At 39.1% G+C, this 15,924-nt stretch carries 14 protein-coding genes and 1 riboswitch; of the genes, 3 read left to right on the top strand and 11 right to left on the bottom strand.

From position 1 onward, the window contains the following. Positions 1-81 precede the first annotated feature (81 nt). The 9 genes from ACMGGO_RS13945 to ACMGGO_RS13985 form a co-directional block, all read right to left on the bottom strand. On the bottom strand, positions 82-1,164 hold the full coding sequence (locus ACMGGO_RS13945; RefSeq protein WP_326141500.1) for a hypothetical protein: 1,083 nt from the start codon (positions 1,162-1,164) through the stop codon (positions 82-84). Between the two features lie 722 nt (positions 1,165-1,886). Then, the gene (locus tag ACMGGO_RS13950; RefSeq protein ID WP_420281966.1) at positions 1,887-2,597 is read right to left on the bottom strand and encodes an ankyrin repeat domain-containing protein; all 711 of its coding nucleotides are present in this window, start codon (positions 2,595-2,597) and stop codon (positions 1,887-1,889) included. 115 nt (positions 2,598-2,712) lie between these two features. Then, positions 2,713-3,399: a response regulator transcription factor gene (locus ACMGGO_RS13955; protein WP_048390285.1), complete on the bottom strand. Its 687-nt coding sequence runs from the start codon at positions 3,397-3,399 to the stop codon at positions 2,713-2,715. Next, a complete protein-coding gene (locus tag ACMGGO_RS13960; protein WP_048390284.1) occupies positions 3,377-4,855 on the bottom strand; it encodes a sensor histidine kinase in 1,479 nt (492 codons plus the stop codon). The genes ACMGGO_RS13955 and ACMGGO_RS13960 overlap by 23 nt, the downstream gene beginning before the upstream one ends. 181 nt (positions 4,856-5,036) lie before the next feature. Next, complete coding sequence (locus ACMGGO_RS13965; protein WP_288580348.1) at positions 5,037-6,398, bottom strand: PepSY-associated TM helix domain-containing protein; 1,362 nt, start codon at positions 6,396-6,398, stop codon at positions 5,037-5,039. Positions 6,399-6,575: 177 nt separating this feature from the next. Then, on the bottom strand, positions 6,576-7,595 hold the full coding sequence (locus tag ACMGGO_RS13970) for a 2,3-butanediol dehydrogenase (protein ID WP_288580345.1): 1,020 nt from the start codon (positions 7,593-7,595) through the stop codon (positions 6,576-6,578). A 15-nt stretch (positions 7,596-7,610) separates the two neighbouring features. Beyond that, entirely contained in the window at positions 7,611-8,204 is a 594-nt protein-coding gene (locus ACMGGO_RS13975) for a TetR/AcrR family transcriptional regulator (protein ID WP_115674035.1), read from the bottom strand. 122 nt (positions 8,205-8,326) lie between these two features. Next, positions 8,327-8,521, bottom strand: a complete 195-nt coding sequence (locus tag ACMGGO_RS13980; RefSeq protein WP_112117820.1) for a hypothetical protein — start codon at positions 8,519-8,521, stop codon at positions 8,327-8,329. A gap of 35 nt (positions 8,522-8,556) precedes the next feature. Continuing rightward, the gene (locus tag ACMGGO_RS13985; RefSeq protein WP_374806003.1) at positions 8,557-8,679 is read right to left on the bottom strand and encodes a hypothetical protein; all 123 of its coding nucleotides are present in this window, start codon (positions 8,677-8,679) and stop codon (positions 8,557-8,559) included. 29 nt (positions 8,680-8,708) lie between these two features. Beyond that, positions 8,709-8,901: riboswitch (cobalamin riboswitch) on the bottom strand. A 479-nt stretch (positions 8,902-9,380) separates the two neighbouring features. On the opposite strand from ACMGGO_RS13985, the gene ACMGGO_RS13990 reads away from it, so the two are divergent. From ACMGGO_RS13990 to ACMGGO_RS14000, 3 genes are all read left to right on the top strand, one after another. Then, positions 9,381-9,746 carry a VOC family protein gene (locus ACMGGO_RS13990; protein ID WP_048390278.1) on the top strand — a complete coding sequence of 122 codons (366 nt, stop codon included), beginning with the start codon at positions 9,381-9,383 and terminating at the stop codon, positions 9,744-9,746. Between the two features lie 241 nt (positions 9,747-9,987). Beyond that, complete coding sequence (locus ACMGGO_RS13995; RefSeq protein ID WP_374806004.1) at positions 9,988-10,929, top strand: C40 family peptidase; 942 nt, start codon at positions 9,988-9,990, stop codon at positions 10,927-10,929. 560 nt (positions 10,930-11,489) lie between these two features. Then, positions 11,490-12,839 carry an IS1182 family transposase gene (locus tag ACMGGO_RS14000; protein WP_420281576.1) on the top strand — a complete coding sequence of 450 codons (1,350 nt, stop codon included), beginning with the start codon at positions 11,490-11,492 and terminating at the stop codon, positions 12,837-12,839. A gap of 161 nt (positions 12,840-13,000) precedes the next feature. Here ACMGGO_RS14000 and ACMGGO_RS14005 read toward each other — a convergent pair whose 3' ends face one another. Continuing rightward, positions 13,001-14,386, bottom strand: a complete 1,386-nt coding sequence (locus ACMGGO_RS14005) for a UDP-N-acetylmuramoyl-tripeptide--D-alanyl-D-alanine ligase (protein ID WP_374806005.1) — start codon at positions 14,384-14,386, stop codon at positions 13,001-13,003. A 142-nt stretch (positions 14,387-14,528) separates the two neighbouring features. Further along, positions 14,529-15,923, bottom strand: coding sequence for a Mur ligase family protein (locus ACMGGO_RS14010; RefSeq protein ID WP_374806006.1), 1,395 nt, complete (start codon positions 15,921-15,923; stop codon positions 14,529-14,531). Between the last annotated feature and the right edge of the window lies 1 nt (position 15,924).

Consider the following 15,924-nt stretch of genomic DNA (forward strand, 5'->3'; position numbering starts at 1 on the left):
TTTTACAATGTTAGCATAAAATACGTTACATTTATTAGGCTTCAAATGACAGATTCATTGTTTTATTAAGCAAAAGAACGTTTATTTTCCTTGTAGAACTAAATCTGTTGCTATAGCCCAGTTGTTTAATGGGATTACGGTATAGCTGACATTTGCTTTCAACGTACCACCATTCGTTAGATCAAAAATGCCCACAGCACCTTTACGTGATGAATAACGATATTGTGCTTGCAATGTACTCCCATCACTGCCTTTTAACGCTACACTTCGGCCAGCAAGTAAATCAGATTGCGGATCGTTTCTTAATTGTAATTCAAAGGATTTTTCATCCATGGCTTTCGCTGTTTGCAGAGTGATTGGCGCGATTTCTTTCGCTACAAAGCTCCTTACATCTATTTCCGCCCATTGTGCGTACACACGGTAAGTCACACCTGGTTTTAAAACCTTGCCAGCAGGGAGTCTAAATTGTGGAGCCTGTCTGCCATCAGCTGCTTGTGTAAATGGTACATAATTAGCAACAAACTCTTCTCCCTCACTTGTTCTCACCGTCACATAGCGATCACGTAAGGAAGAAATAACATCAAAGCGTTTGCCGCTAGCATCTCGATTATGACCATCTAAGCTAAATGCTAAATCTCCACGGCCTGCGCGATAGGCTTCAATAATATTAGCATAATCTACTACGCCATCCTCCTGAAAGGATTCCAATGTAAATGTATCATTTGTGACTTGCTCCACATTGCGTACATATACCTTTTCATCTGTGCCCTCAAAAACTTTATTGCGTTGCTCTTTATAGCTCAATGTATAGATAAAATCATCTTCTTGGAATGTTGTTGGTACAATATATGTACTCTTAGAGCCTGTCATTAAGCGTGGCACATTGACAATCTCTAAATCTCCATTAAACGTAAAATGTTTTTTTATAGCATCTAAATGATTTAGGTCTACATCAGCTGCTGCTAATGGCTGATTAAATGTAATTTGTAGTGTCATTGTATTTAATGGCTTGATGTTTGTAATTTTAGCTACTTGCTCGTTTTCCGCTACTACTGCTTTATTGCTTGTCGCAACTGCATTTAATGGCTCGCCTATGGTTACTAGACCTGCTGATACTACGGATAAAGCCAATGCTGCTGGGACAATACGTTTTCTTAATTTCATTTGTTGAACTCTCCTTTATGGTGTAATTTGGTTTACAAAATTTATCATAAAGTCCATATCTAAACTGCTAATAAATAAACTATTAAAAAAGAATTAAAAAATAGGAAAAATAATTTAAGAACAAAATACTGTAGAGAGCCGTCTCTACAGTTTGCATGTTGTTGAAAAAAGATGATGTCAACGCCAGAAAAAGCAACTTTGCAAGTCGAGGGGTTGATTTCCGTTACGCCAGCGTCCTTTCCAGGGGGCGTCCGATGAGCCGCTTCACTCACTTACGTTCGCTCCAGGGTCTCCTCTGTGACGCTAAATCCCCTAGGAGTGACGCTGGCTCCACTCCAATCAACCATTCTGCAAAGTGTCTTTACTTTTTTATAGTAACAAATCGTCCATTAACTGTATTCTTAGAGGGGATAAGTTGTTATTTTCAATGTGGAGAAGTGATGCATGACAACACCTCTTCATAAAGAGTAGTGAACACCTTCACTTTATTTGAAAACCTTTGCTAATAAGTTAGTGGGTTGGGTTGAAGTGGAAGGTTGCTTGACTCCCGTGGGATAGCAAGACAGGCGAAACTCTAAACGGAGCGGTAGCGGAGGAAGCGATTCGGCGCTCGCCCACAGGAAAGCAAGTAGCCTGCAACGGAAATCCATTTCTACCTTTCAATTGACTGTTTTGTTTTTCAACACTAAGAAAACTGTAGAGAGCTGTCTCTACAGTTTGGGTTACTTTGCGCCTGCTGCAAGTAGAATTTGTTCGATTGCTTTAAATCCTCGTTGTTTTGCATGTTGCAGAGGTGTCACGTTATTTTGATCGGGAATATTTACATCAGCACCATGTTCAATTAGTCGTTGTATTACGGTTTGCTGTGTTGGATTGCCGTTATTTAAGACAATCGCCTCCATAAGGGCTGTCCAGCCTAAATGATTCACATGATTGACGTCAATATCGGTATTGCTCAATAGCTCCTCGATGACCTCCACATGACCATGCTCTGCTGCTGGTATGAGTACTGTTCCCCCATATCGATTTAAAATAGTCGGATCAGCACCAGCTTGAATGGTCATCTTTAAAATAGCCAGATAGCCCTCCGCACCTGCATAGAGAAATGGCGTATTTTGCTGATTATCCTGAATATTAACATCTGCTCCTGCATCTATTAATAATTTAACTGCCTCTATATCCTGATTATAGGTAGCTATCATCAAAGCTGTTCGATTATTTGAATCTTGTACATTGATGTCCCCTTTTTGTTTCAAAGCATGTTGAAGCCCATCGATATCTCCCCTTTCAGCTGCCTTGAGCAACTCACTCGCCCATTCTGTTCCCACCACTTCACTCCCACCTTTATCATGCTGTATTGTTTCTGTATCAATTGAGGCACACCCTTGAAGTAAAAATGTTAATGCAATGATTACTGCCTGCCTTTTTTTCAATTTTAATACACCGCCTTTCCTTCCTCAGTGTAAGCGGTAATGCTAAATTGCCCATTAACGAATTCTTAAAAAAGTCTAAAAAAACTACCCCGCCACAAGGACGAGGTAGTTTTACTTAAACATTGAAGCGATAGCCTGCACCCCATACTGTTTCCAAAAACTTGGGATGCGCTGGCTCTCGTTCAATTTTTTCACGTAGCTTTCGTATATGAACAGTGACAGTCGAAACGTCTGCAGCTGATTCATAGCCCCAGTTTCGCTCATATAGCTGTTCCTTACTTAATACTTGATTGGGGTGTCTAACAAAAAAGACAAGTAAATCAAATTCCTTCGTTGTAAAGGCAATCTCCTCACCATTAACAAACACCTTTCTAGCCGAAGTATCGATTGTAATACCATGAATGGACATCATATGATTTGTTTGTTGATGGGTCGCCAGACGCTCATATCTCGATAAATGGGCCTTGACCCTTGCCACTAATTCACTCGGACTAAATGGTTTTGTAATATAATCATCCGCTCCTAGTCCAAGACCACGAATTTTATCAATATCCTCCTTTTTAGCTGAAACAAATAAAATGGGAATATTGTGTACTGCTCGAATCTGTTTACAAATGTCAAAGCCACTTATCCCTGGTAGCATGATATCCAAAATGATTAAATCATAATTACCTTTAAGTGCCTGCTGTAGCCCATCCTCTCCATGATGTTGGATATCTACTGTAAAGCCATTAATCTCTAAATAATCTCGTTGAAGCTCAGCTATGCTCACTTCGTCTTCAATTAGCAGAATTTTTTTCATGATGATTCACCTTCTCCTCAGCCTTTTTCAATGAAATGAATATGCTCGTCCCCTTTGCTAATTCACTCTTTGCCCAAATATCGCCACCCATTTCAACAACGATTTGTTTTGCAATGGCTAACCCTAAGCCACTGCCTCCTGTTTGCGAATTACGTGAAGGCTCCGCACGGTAAAATCGATCAAAAATATAGGGCAATGCGACAGGATCAATGCCTGCACCATTATCTGTTACCTGAATAATCGCATCCTCTGCTCGCTCATGCAAGGAAATAATGATTTGCTTATATGGCTTATCCATATATTTTTCGCTATTACTTAAAAGGTTCGTCAGGACACGTCTTAATTTATCTCGGTCCACCATTGCCAAAAGCGGCGAGCCTGCTGATAGATATTGTAAATGAATATCTCGTGCAATAAAATCAAAGCTTGCATCCTCTACATAATCATGCATATATTGGTGGAGATTGATGCTTTCCAATTGGAAGGGAATCTTTTTTAAATCCAATTTAGAAAATAAGAATAGCTCATCAATTAATACATCCATATCCTTTGCCTTTGTATAGATAGTAGTTAAATATTTATCCATCTTTTCCTCTGTATTTGCCACACCATCTTTAATGCCCTCCACATAGCCGATAATGGAAGTCATCGGCGTTTTTAAATCATGGGAGATATTGGAGATGAGCTCCTTTCGATTTTCCTCATATTGAAGCTGAAGCTGGATGGATTCTTTTAATTTGACTCTCATTTCCTCGAATGACCGATTCAGCTGACCAATTTCATCCTTCGAGTGGGTCGCAATTTCAAAATCCAAGTCGCCCGATTTAATTCGTTCTGCCCCTTCCTTTAATGCCGATATCGGTTTAATAATACTTCTTGATACTAAATAATTTAAAAAGCCAATAATCATCATAAACAGGACAAATAAAATACCTAAAAGAATCGGTAGCAGTTCCCTCGTTACCTCTGCATGGGAACTAACCTCTCTCAATACGAAAATACTGCCCTCTGTTTGATCTGGAAAATAAAAATCAAATTTAACATACGTATAAAAGGCTCGATTTATCATGATGGTGTCACGAGAATTAATATTGGTCGCTTCAAAGCTAGGTAAGCTTTGAAGCAATAATTGTTTATGCTCTTTCTGTGTTGAATACACGATTTGATGATCTTTTCGTACCACAATCTCTATCGAAGGCGCATTGATTTGTTCAAGCTGTTCGAGATCTAAAAGCTGCTGGGGACTTTTTTTAGCTAGTAATTTTAAATCTAGAAACGCATTTTCCTCTACTGTCGTCAAAGGCTTTTGGACATAAGATTTTTTATAAAAATGCTCAATCGCTTTGACATCACCTGTAATGGCAAAGGAAAAAAGAAAAACCGCTGCTAGTAATAGTGTGATGGCAATGATGATGACACCCACATAAGATAGCAAAAACCTTGTTTTTATTGACATCTACATACCCCCATAAGCTGAAACTACTAGCAATGTACCATACAAATCTTAAAACTTTATAAAATCATGCTGAAAAATCTATAAACATTTTTGCCGCCTCAGTATAGTATTGCGTTCCTATAAATGAAATAAACAAAAAAAAAGATACGGCACAAACCCGCTGTGCCGTATCATCTTTGCTTTATTTAGTTTCTTGTGCTCTTAGCTTCTTCTTTGTTTGCCAACCTAAAAGGATAAATTCAATTACTACCACAGCGATTAATGACGCACCAAATAGCGGCATCATAATCCCTAATATGACAAGGAAAATAATGAAAGGCATGGATATTTTATGAGAAATTTGCGGTGGTGCAGACAGCTCCCCTTTTTTTCTACGTAAAATCCAAGTGCGAATGCCCCACACGATTACGGCTAAGAAGGCTAGACAAACCACTAAGTTTAAAAGCTTATTCGGCCAGCCGAATAAATGCCCCTCATGTAATGGTATTCCCCATGTAAAGAATTTAGCTAATGGGCCATAATCGTCATAATTCACTTGATCGATAAACTTGCCACTATACTGATCAAAATACATTGTGGCTTCTGCTGTAGGTTTTACATCTAGCCCTGTTACACCAGAATTACTAGCCTTCGCCACTGTATAGACGCCCTCACCGTTTGACGGATAAATTATAGAGTAAGGCTTAGCAATGTTCATCGAATTGATTTCTTTTTCAAGCTGAGCAATCGTCATTTGGCTATCGTTCGTATAACGGACAGCTCCACCGCCATGATGTTGGGCATGTTCTCCTTCTGATGTCGGTGCCTCTAATTGACGAGTCGCCCATGGTATTTCAGAGACATCAGATGTTGGTGGCTTTTGTTGGAGTAATGGATACCCAAAAGTAGGATTTTCTGACGCTATATCTGCAAGCATGGAACCTTGAAAAGCAGACCATAATAGCCCAGTCGAAATGAACATCACCATTGGAATGGTAATGATTGTCCCAACAAGTGCATGCAATCTCTTACTTTTTTGCCTCTTATTCTCCAACTTGCCCTTCTTTAGGAGATTACCTTTGAATGTCATATAAAGACCTGACAGTAATAAAAAGATCGTCCAACAAGCTGCTAGCTCTACTAAATAGTTTACAAAGGTACCACCAATAAAGAGGGAGCTATGCGTATTTCTCATAATATTTGAAAATGTATAATCGGCGTCCTGACTACCAACCATTTGATTGTGATCATCTAAAAATACGTACTTTTGTTTAGTGCCATTTGATAAAGTTAAACGCGTATTATATGGCTCCTCCAACATAATCACTTTCGTAGTAGAGTATCCTGCAAATGCCGCCTCCGCTTTTTCCACGGCATCATCAATTGTTAAGACCTCTTCCTTATGGCTCTCACCAAAGAAATAATCGTCATATAAGCGATTTTCTACATCTGTAAAAAACAAATAACCAATCCCACTTAATGTGAGAGACAGCAATAAAGGCGTAATAAAAAGTGCTGCGAAAAAATGAAGTCGCCAAAACCTAGAATAAAGCAAATTTTTCATATTTAATCTCCAATCTCTCTATTTATAGCAGATTAATTATATAAGTAAAAAGTGAAATATGAATGAAGTCCTAAAGGCAGTTTTATGACAAACAAATGTATTCCAATTGGTATTATGTTATTAAGGTAGCCCAAAAAATCATAGCCAAACCTCAAGTTCGGCTATGATTTCAGAAAATTACATGCTCATATTCACAAGAATTTTACATTGGCTACGATCCTTTGTTAAAGCTTCAAAACCTTTTTCCACGATATCCTCTATTGCAATCTGGCTTGTGATAACAGCTTGTCCATCAATTACACCACGAGCAAGTAATCGAATCACTTCAGGGAAAATATTCACATAGGCAAACGAGCCACTGATTTTTACCTCTGGAGAAACCACCGCATTAGGGTTAAATTCTACAGGTCTTTCCCAAACGCTGACGATTTTAAATTCGCCACCTGGATGAACAGCACTAACTCCGCTTGTAAATGTTGCTTGCACACCTGCTGCATCATACGCAACATCTACCCCACCAGTTGTTTTTCCACGTATAAACGCTACTGCATCCGTATCAATTGGATTAATGACATACGTTGCGCCTAATTCAAGTGCTTTTTGGCGTCGTTCATCGGATACCTCTACGACAAAAATTTCACTTGCTCCCGCAGCCTTCACAGCCTGCAAGACCAATAAACCAATAGGACCCGCACCAAAAATAGCAGCTGTATCGCCAAGCTTTAATTGACTTTGACGAACTGCGTGAACCGCGACTGCTGTAGGTTCAACAAGTGCGCCTAGCTCTAGGCTCATATTGTCAGGAAGAAGGTGAATATTTTCTTCTTGTACAACTGCATATTCTGCAAATCCGCCAGAAATTGTATAGCCATAAGATTGACCACGTTTACATAAGTTGGAATAGCCACGTCGACAATTATCACATTTACCACATGGAATTGGTGGCTCCACTGCCACACGATCTCCTACTTTTGTCTGTGTAACGCCTTTTGCAACCTCTACAACGACACCTGCAAATTCATGCCCTAATACGGGTTGTGTACGGAATGCATAAGCCCCACCAACATATTCATGTAAATCACTACCACAAATTCCAGCAAAGGCAACTTTTACTTTCACCATGCCTGGCTCTAGTGTTGGCAGTTGTGCCTCCTCTACTCGAATATCTTTTACACCGTAAAATTTTGCTGCTTTCATTCTACTACCTTCTTTTTATAAGTTTGTTTGAAGACCATGTAACACGAAGTTCACTGCAAGCTCCGCAATCTGATCAGGTGTTACTTGTAATGAAGAACGGTTTAAAAAGGGATTGTTCAACGAATACATTAACGTTCCCATAATAAAGTTCAGTGCAACATCAAGTGACTCGAAGTAAATGGTCTGTTGCTCCTGACAAGCCAATAAAATTGTCCGAAGTTGCTCCCAGGAAGGTAAAAACACATCCTTTAGCATCTCAAGCCTAGGACTATTCATGACTATTTCTTGCTGTAATATATCAATTAACTCATGCTCCTGGATTCGGTAAAGAACAAAGTTACGACAAAAGCTACGAAGCGCACCGATTGAATCTTGAACGTCATAATGAGCATTCATAAAGGTGTGGCGTAGCGGTTCAAATAATGCATTAAAGACATTTTCCTTGCCACCAAAATGATAGGAAACAAGTGCAAGTGACACATCTGCTTCTTCACAAATTTGTCTCACCGTGGTGCCATCAAAGCCCCTTGATGAAAACAAGGTTTTTGCCGCTTGTAAAATTTGATCCTTTACCTCTTTATTTTTTTCTTTTTGATCGATAGTTCTCACCTCTTTTTTTGAACAAACGTTCAAAACAATTGTTCAACGAAATTGTACGCCTACTATTATTAATTGTCAAAGCATGCGCTTATTAAAAAATGGCTACTTCGTTTTTCGAAGTAGCCAAACATCTATCCTCTTAATTCTTTCAAAACATTTGCGTATGCTGCTAAAATAGATTGCTCATGTGAAGCATCATGCCCAACATATTGTTCGACAAGCTCCTTTAAGGGTTTAGGCTCTTGCATAATTTCAAATTTGAATAAGCTTTCATAGTACTCAACAACTTGTGGATTCATGTGAACCGCTCCTTTAATTTTTTCCATAAAAAAACATCTTTCCCTCATCAGAAAGATGTCTACTATGACAAATACACGACATAATACGGTGATTGCCAGATGGAAAGAAGCTTTCTATTAAACATAGAAGCACCCTTTTTAGCAATCATCGTACTATGAGCATGCAGGAGAAATTTTCTAGTCACACTCAACACCCCCTATCCGCGTAGGTTTTTTGGCTGTACTAGATAAAGGCAGGTCTCCTGGCTTATGTTCATCACACCTTTCACCTTCCCATTACGACTCGTAACAGTGGTCTTTTGAAATGTGCTCCCATTTACAGTTGCGGGACAGCGTCGGATTCACACCGATCTTCCCTTTTAAACAAATTAAAAAATCTAATTTGTACCTCTATCCTATTATTCCGTTTTTATTATTATACCATAGTATTAAATCTTAACAGAATAGAAATGTTGGGCTTTTGAAGTTCTAAAGATTAGATTTAGAGCTCTATCCCTCTCTTTTGAGGTTTTATCCACTTAATTTGAAGCGCTATCCTCCACTTTTGAAATTCTATCCGCTAGTTTAAACTCTATCCTTCCATTTGATGATTCTATCCGCCAGTTTTTGAATTCTATCCTACACTTTTGAAGTTCTATCCGCCAGTTTAATCTCTATCCTTCCATTTGATGATTCTATCCGCCAGTTTTTGAATTCTATCCTACACTTTTGAAATTCTATCCGCTAGTTTAAACTCTATCCTTCCATTTGATGATTCTATCCGCCAGTTTTTGAATTCTATCCGCCACTTTTGAAGTTCTATCCACCAGTTCAAATTCTATCCTCCCATCCATTTCAAATATTTAGAAATTACTCTATAATTAAGAAAAAAGGGGGACAGTCTGAGATGATTATGGGTTTACATCATGTGCAAATAACAATTCCGAAAGGTTGTGAGGAGCAAGGGAAGGATTTTTATTGTCATGTCTTAGGACTTCAAGAATTAGAGAAGCCTGACTCTCTCAAAGGACGTGGGGGATTTTGGTTACAGCTTGGTCAACAGGAGGTCCATGTAGGGACAGAGGATGGCTTCGATCGTTTGACCACAAAGGCGCATATTGCATATCAAGTAGCGGATATTCAGTATTGGCGGAAGAAACTCGCAGCTCATCAAATCAAGATACTCGATTCCGTGCCTATTCCTCATTACGAGCGTTTTGAATTCCGTGATCCCTTTGGTAATCGTGTAGAAATGATACAGAAAATCGTGTAGGCTGCCTCGTTTTGGGGCAGCTTTTTTCATGGAATTGTTCCATATTACATCTTACTGAAACATTTGTAATAAAACTGTAAATTCCCTTGATAAAGCCTTTTATAGCAAGTGTTGAAGCCCTCCCTTCAGTTACCCTGGTAACATTTACCGCCCAGAAGCCCTACTTTTTCATGCTACGATTATTTCCATGGCAAAGGTATACAGGAGAAATCCTACTAGATGCTTTAGGAGGTTACACAACATGAATAAACGATTTTTATCTACAACACTTGCATTAACAATTGGATTTAGTTCATTTGGAATGGTGCAAACAGCGATCCAGCCAATACAAGTAGAGGCTGCGACTACAAATGCTCAGAACAACGCACAGGCGGTAGCTGTAAAAGCAGACCAATTAATTCAGACTGGTAAAAGCTTAATGGGGCAAGCAACATACAGCAATTCGGTTTACAAGCCTACATACCCATACAAATTTTCTTGTGCTTCATTTTTAATGTACATCTTTGAGAAAAACGGGGTAGACCTTGGTACGTATAATGAAAATTATATGATTCAGCAAGGGACTTATGTAGCGAGAAACCAATTACAAAAAGGCGATTTAGTGTTCTTTAAAAGTAAAAAAACGGGAACTGATCCCGATCATGTCGGTATGTATATTGGCGACAATAAAATCATCCATATGGCTGATACCAAACAAAATATAGTTATCTCTGATTTAAATAGTAAGCCGTATTATAAAGAAAACTATGTATCGGCACGTAGAGTATTACCTACTCTGCTATCAGCCAACCCTGCAACAAAAGGCGATAAAATTGTTGAGAATGCGCTGACTTATAAAAATAAAGTAACGATTAGCTCGACAACAAATGAGTCAAGTCTACGCTTTACCGCTCCAGCATTTGTTGATTTCATCTATCGTAAAAGTGGCGTTAAACTAGGATCAACTTCTTTAAGCGGTTTAATGAGCAAAGGATCAACTGTAGCGCGTGCTAATTTGAAAAAGGGTGATTTAGTCTTCTTTAATAGTGTGAAAGGTTCAAAAAAACCTTCTCTTGTAGGGATTTATGCAGGCGATCACCGTATCATCATCCCTAATTCCGATGGTGTCATGACAAGAGTATTATTTGTTGATTATTATGCTCAACACTATATTACTGCGAAGCGCGTTATCTCTACTAAATAACTCTACGCCCTGTTAAGTGCACTGACTTACAAGTACAGGTTTTACTTACTATGTCTTTAAGAAACATGGTATTGAGTTGAAGAATAAATTAGCAAACACAAGCTTTAGGTGGTAAACGTATTCAAAAATCTCAGTTTCAAAAAGTAGATTTATTATTCGAAATCACACAAACGAGGATCTATTATAGGGAGTAATCAATATATTAATATGACTACGAACTGTTGTGAAACAAAGTTAAGCATAACATGGGTAACAGCTCGGCGTGTTTTAAAATAAGTAAGAATTGGGTGTCTCATTCATTTTGAGACACCCCAGACTGTAGACAAACTCAATGAATTTTGAGTTTGCCTACAGTCTTTTTTCTTTTACAATAAAGTAAAGCCGTTGATTTCCACTACGGGCGGACGCTTTCCGCGGGCGGGGTCGAGCTGCTTCCCTCGCTTCGCTCAGTCCAGGATCTCGACTTTCCCGCTTTTCCCGCAGGAGTCGCCACCCTTCGTTCCAATCAACTTCTACATAAAGAATTATTGATAAAAAGTACACTTTCGAGGTGATCAACCATGATGACGAAAAATCAAATCAATGAACGTGAACAATTAGAAATGCTAACGATTGATCAATTAGTTCCCCAAGATCATTTAGTACGAAAACTAGAGGCGGCTATTGATTTTTCATTTATCTATCCTTTAGTAGAAAACCTCTACTCTGCTAAAGGACGCCCTAGTATTGATCCTGTTGTTCTCTTTAAAATGACGTTTATTCAGTACGTTTTTGGTATACGGTCCATGCGTCAAACCATCAAAGAAATTGAAACGAATATGGCGTATCGTTGGTTTTTAGGGTTTGGCTTCCATACAGAAGTCCCGCATTTCTCTACCTTCGGTAAAAATTATGTCCGTCGCTTTCAAGACACTGATATATTTGAGCAGATATTCTATCGTATATTAAAAGAGATTATGCATCAAGGACTCCTCCATGCAGACCATTTATTTATCGATTCTACGCATGTGAAAGCGAGTGCGAATAAACGAAAGTATGATAAAAAAGTTGTGCGAAAAGAAACACGGGCTTATGAAGAGAAACTTCAATTAGAGTTAAATATTGATCGTGAGGAACACGGAAAAAAGCCCTTTCCCCCGGAGAAGTTTGAAAAGGAAGAATGGAAAGAAATAAAGGAAAGCACGACAGATCCTGAAAGTGGCTATTACGTGAAGGATGAACGTACGAAGCAGTTTGCGTATTCTTTTCATGCAGCGACAGATGAAAAGGGCTTTGTCTTGGGTGCCATTGTAACTCCGGGAAATGTGCACGATAGTCATGTATTACAGCCACTTGTGGAAAAAGTCATTGAAAACGTTCAAAAACCATTAGCTGTTGCGGCAGATGCAGCCTATAAAACACCAGCGATTACGAATTTTTTATTAGAGAATCAAATGTTGCCTGTTCTTCCTTATACACGTCCTAAAACGAAAGATGGATTCTTCCGAAAGCATGAGTATATATATGATGAGCACTATAATTGTTATCTTTGCCCACAAGGGCAGATATTGAAGTATGCAACAACGACGAAAGAAGGATATCGGCAATATAAATCGAATCCTTTGATTTGTGCGAAGTGTCCAAGCCTTTCCCAATGTACAGAAAGTAAGCATCATCAAAAACTCATTCAACGCCATATTTGGGAGTCGTATGTGGAGGAAGCTGAACATTTACGCCATTCCTATGACATCAAACAGATTTATGCAAAGCGCAAAGAAACGATTGAGCGTGTATTTGCGGATGCAAAAGAAAAGCATGGTATGCGATGGACAACCTTAAGAGGTCTAAAAAAATTGTCCATGCAGGCGATGCTTACTTTTGCTGCCATGAATTTAAAGAAACTGGCTACTTGGACGTGGCAGGCAGCTTAAGAAGGTAGCTATGCTCGAAGAGTATGTTGAATTTGGTAGTATATTATCAAATGTTAAAGATAAAATAGGAAGAAAAATGACAAAAGCCCATCGAGAGTGAACCTCTCGATGGCTTTTGTCTACAGTCTGGGGTGTCTCATTCATTTTGAGACACCCTTTTTCTATGCGTTTTTTAGTTTATTGGCAAATTCGATCATGGATCTACTAGACATCGGTCCCTTAATTAAAACTATCGTGTCCGCATCTAGCTTTGGTTTCAATAATTCTAAAACGCCTGCTACCTCTTTAAACGTATGAACCTCTGCGCTGGTTCCATCCTTTTGCGCTTGATCGGCAATCTTCTCTGCCCTTTTGCCGATGGTAATCAATGTATCGATCTTTCTTACTGCTACCATGGAGCCGATTTCGCGATGATATTTTTCTTCAAAATTGCCTAATCGCTTTATATCCCCTAAAACAAGAATGACCTTTTTGTCTTTTCCCACCGTATCTAGCACTTTTAAGGCTGCCTCTACAGATGTTGGGTTATTTGTCCATGTATCATCAATAATTGTACTGTCACCAAGTCCTGTCGTAAATTCTAAATGTCTTGCCATCTGTTTAAATGTTCTTAGTCCTGCGATTGCCTGACGAATGGTCAGCCCCATTTCATGGCTAGCTGCAATCGCGGCTAAGGCATTATAGACCTGATGCTCTCCATAGCCTGGGACAAACACATTGTATGTTTCATCCGCTACCTCTAAAACAAACTTCATGCCCGTATTGGCAAACTCCACTTTCGAAGCCTTGTAATCTGCCGTATCCTGTAAGCCAAACTTGATAGTCTTCCCTTTAAATCTTTTCAATGAGATTTTTTTAGTATTGGCATCATCAGCATTGATGATTAACGTGCCATCTTCTTTAATGCCTTCCACAATTTCTGCCTTAGCCTTAATATAGCCCTCCAAATTGAGACAGCCATCTAGATGATGCACACCAATGTTTGTAATGATGCCAATAGTTGGCTGATAGATCATACATTGATGTTTAATATTCCCCGTATTCCCTAAGCCTAATTCAAAGATAGCGGCTTGTGTTTTATCGTCAATGCCCGTTAAATAAGGTAATGATTGCCTTGGCTCGTTTTTACTACTGATGGATGCTTGCACTTGCCAATGCTTACTAGCAATATGTTTTAACATCTCTTTTGTCGTTGTTTTCCCACAAGTTCCTGTTAAAGCCACAACGGGAATTTCAAAGAGCCCACGATAATACTCGATAAATGTCCAATATGCCTGTGCAACACTTTTCACTTGTAAAACGGTTGTATTCTCCAGTGCATTTTTTAACTCTGTAGACGGTTTATCGGATATGATAAGAGACGGACCTTTCCGATCAATCTCTTGCCAATTGATTTGATCGTTTCGACTAACAAACAGGAGCGAATGGCTCTTTGTTAAATCATGCCGATTATAGTAGATCGCCTGCTTAACAGACCATTGTTCTGATCCGTGAATGAGCTTTCCCTGTAGGACATTCCTAAGTTTCTGCACACTAATGGATTGCAAGTGTACTACGCCTCCTCTCTTTATCAATCTTGTAGATGACTTATTTCTTCTCTTGATCTAGCGTGCTGCTTTTTGATCAATTACTATACCTTATTAGAAAGCTCTTCTATGTGGCACAGTCAATATCCTATATGGAAAGAAGCTAATCAGCAGGTGGTGGAGGCTTTAGCTTTAGCTCCGTTGCTAATTTAGAGACCTGTTCGCTATACATATCTCCCTTTATGAGAATGATGGTATTTTCATCCACAATCTTCTGCAATAACGGATAGACTAGCGTACTATTTTTAAATGTATAAACAGGCGCGCTAAATCCTAGCTTTACTGCATGATCAGCCATAATCCTTGCGTGTTCTCCAATGGTAATCAGGACATCCACGCCAATACGTTGAATTAATTCACCCGCCTGTTCGTGAATAATGTAGCCCCACGAACCTAAATCGGTAATCGTACCAATAACCGCAATCTTTTTCTTTCCGTCACCTAATTCATTCAACACTTTTAAGGCAGCCTCTAAGGAAGTGGTTGTAATACTCCATGTATCATCCAATAACATGGAATGATTAATGCCCTCAAAGAGTTGCAGTTGTTTTTTTAATTGACGGAATGATTGAAGCTGTTGTGCTGCGACTGGAATAGGGATCCCCATATCATGGACCGCGGCAATGGCAGCAAGAGCATTATAAACCTGATGCTCTCCAAACCCTGGTACAAGTATGTCATAGCTTTTTCTATCATGATGCAGAATAAATTTCATCCCTTTTTGATAGTAGTGGATATGGCTTGCGCGAAAATCACAGGAGTCATGCTTTCCTATCCTAATCAAACGCCCACGAAATCTCGAAACATCTATTTTTTTCGTATTCATATCTTCAGCATTGATAATTAATGTACCTTTTGGATGAATGATATCTAGCATTTCTCCCTTTGCTTGAATATAGCCTTCTAATGTTTTGCAATAATTTAAATGATGGGCTCCGATATTCGTAATAATACCGATTGTCGGTTTGAAATATCTCCCTGCATTCGTAACGTCTCCAGGTGAGCCCACTGCTGTTTCAAAAACGGCAGCCTCGGTTTCATCCTCAATGCCCAGTAAATATTGCAAAGAAGCCGTTCTAGAATTGCTGCTCAATGTCGTCGCAGTCACTTTCCGATCAGCCGAAAGAATATGTTTAATCATCTCTTTTGTCGTTGTTTTGCCTGATGTACCTGTGATCGCGACAATCGGAATATGAAACTGGCTGCGATAAAAATGGACAAATTTCCAATAGGCCTCTTCTGCATTCGCTACCTGTATCATAATGACATGATTAGGAATGTCAGTTGGCCGATAAGCTCTATCGGTCACTAGCACTAGAGGAGAAAGTGGCTCAAGATTTTTCCAATTAACAATACGTTTACTTGTAAAAAGGGCCGTATTGGACTTTTTCACTTGCTTTAATCGATAAGCCCCATGCTGAATCAGTGTATCCTCTGACCCGTGCACTAGATAGCCTGCCGTAATCATTGCTAAATTTTTCACCGAAAGAGGCTTCATA

Origin of the sequence: Lysinibacillus sp. BNK-21, assembly GCF_048684915.1 — a bacterium.
GTDB classification, from domain to species: Bacteria; Bacillota; Bacilli; order Bacillales_A; family Planococcaceae; genus Lysinibacillus; species Lysinibacillus capsici.

Bases quoted from the DNA above. Each gene is read 5' to 3' on its own strand.
- ACMGGO_RS13965 (WP_288580348.1), bottom strand. From the start codon at position 6,398: ATGAAAAATTTGCTTTATTCTAGGTTTTGGCGACTTCATTTTTTCGCA.
- ACMGGO_RS13945 (WP_326141500.1), bottom strand. From the start codon at position 1,164: ATGAAATTAAGAAAACGTATTGTCCCAGCAGCATTGGCTTTATCCGTA.
- ACMGGO_RS14000 (WP_420281576.1), top strand. From the start codon at position 11,490: ATGATGACGAAAAATCAAATCAATGAACGTGAACAATTAGAAATGCTA.
- ACMGGO_RS13990 (WP_048390278.1), top strand. From the start codon at position 9,381: ATGATTATGGGTTTACATCATGTGCAAATAACAATTCCGAAAGGTTGT.
- ACMGGO_RS14010 (WP_374806006.1), bottom strand. From the start codon at position 15,923: ATGAAGCCTCTTTCGGTGAAAAATTTAGCAATGATTACGGCAGGCTAT.
- ACMGGO_RS13970 (WP_288580345.1), bottom strand. From the start codon at position 7,595: ATGAAAGCAGCAAAATTTTACGGTGTAAAAGATATTCGAGTAGAGGAG.
- ACMGGO_RS13995 (WP_374806004.1), top strand. From the start codon at position 9,988: ATGAATAAACGATTTTTATCTACAACACTTGCATTAACAATTGGATTT.
- ACMGGO_RS13955 (WP_048390285.1), bottom strand. From the start codon at position 3,399: ATGAAAAAAATTCTGCTAATTGAAGACGAAGTGAGCATAGCTGAGCTT.
- ACMGGO_RS13960 (WP_048390284.1), bottom strand. From the start codon at position 4,855: ATGTCAATAAAAACAAGGTTTTTGCTATCTTATGTGGGTGTCATCATC.
- ACMGGO_RS13980 (WP_112117820.1), bottom strand. From the start codon at position 8,521: ATGGAAAAAATTAAAGGAGCGGTTCACATGAATCCACAAGTTGTTGAG.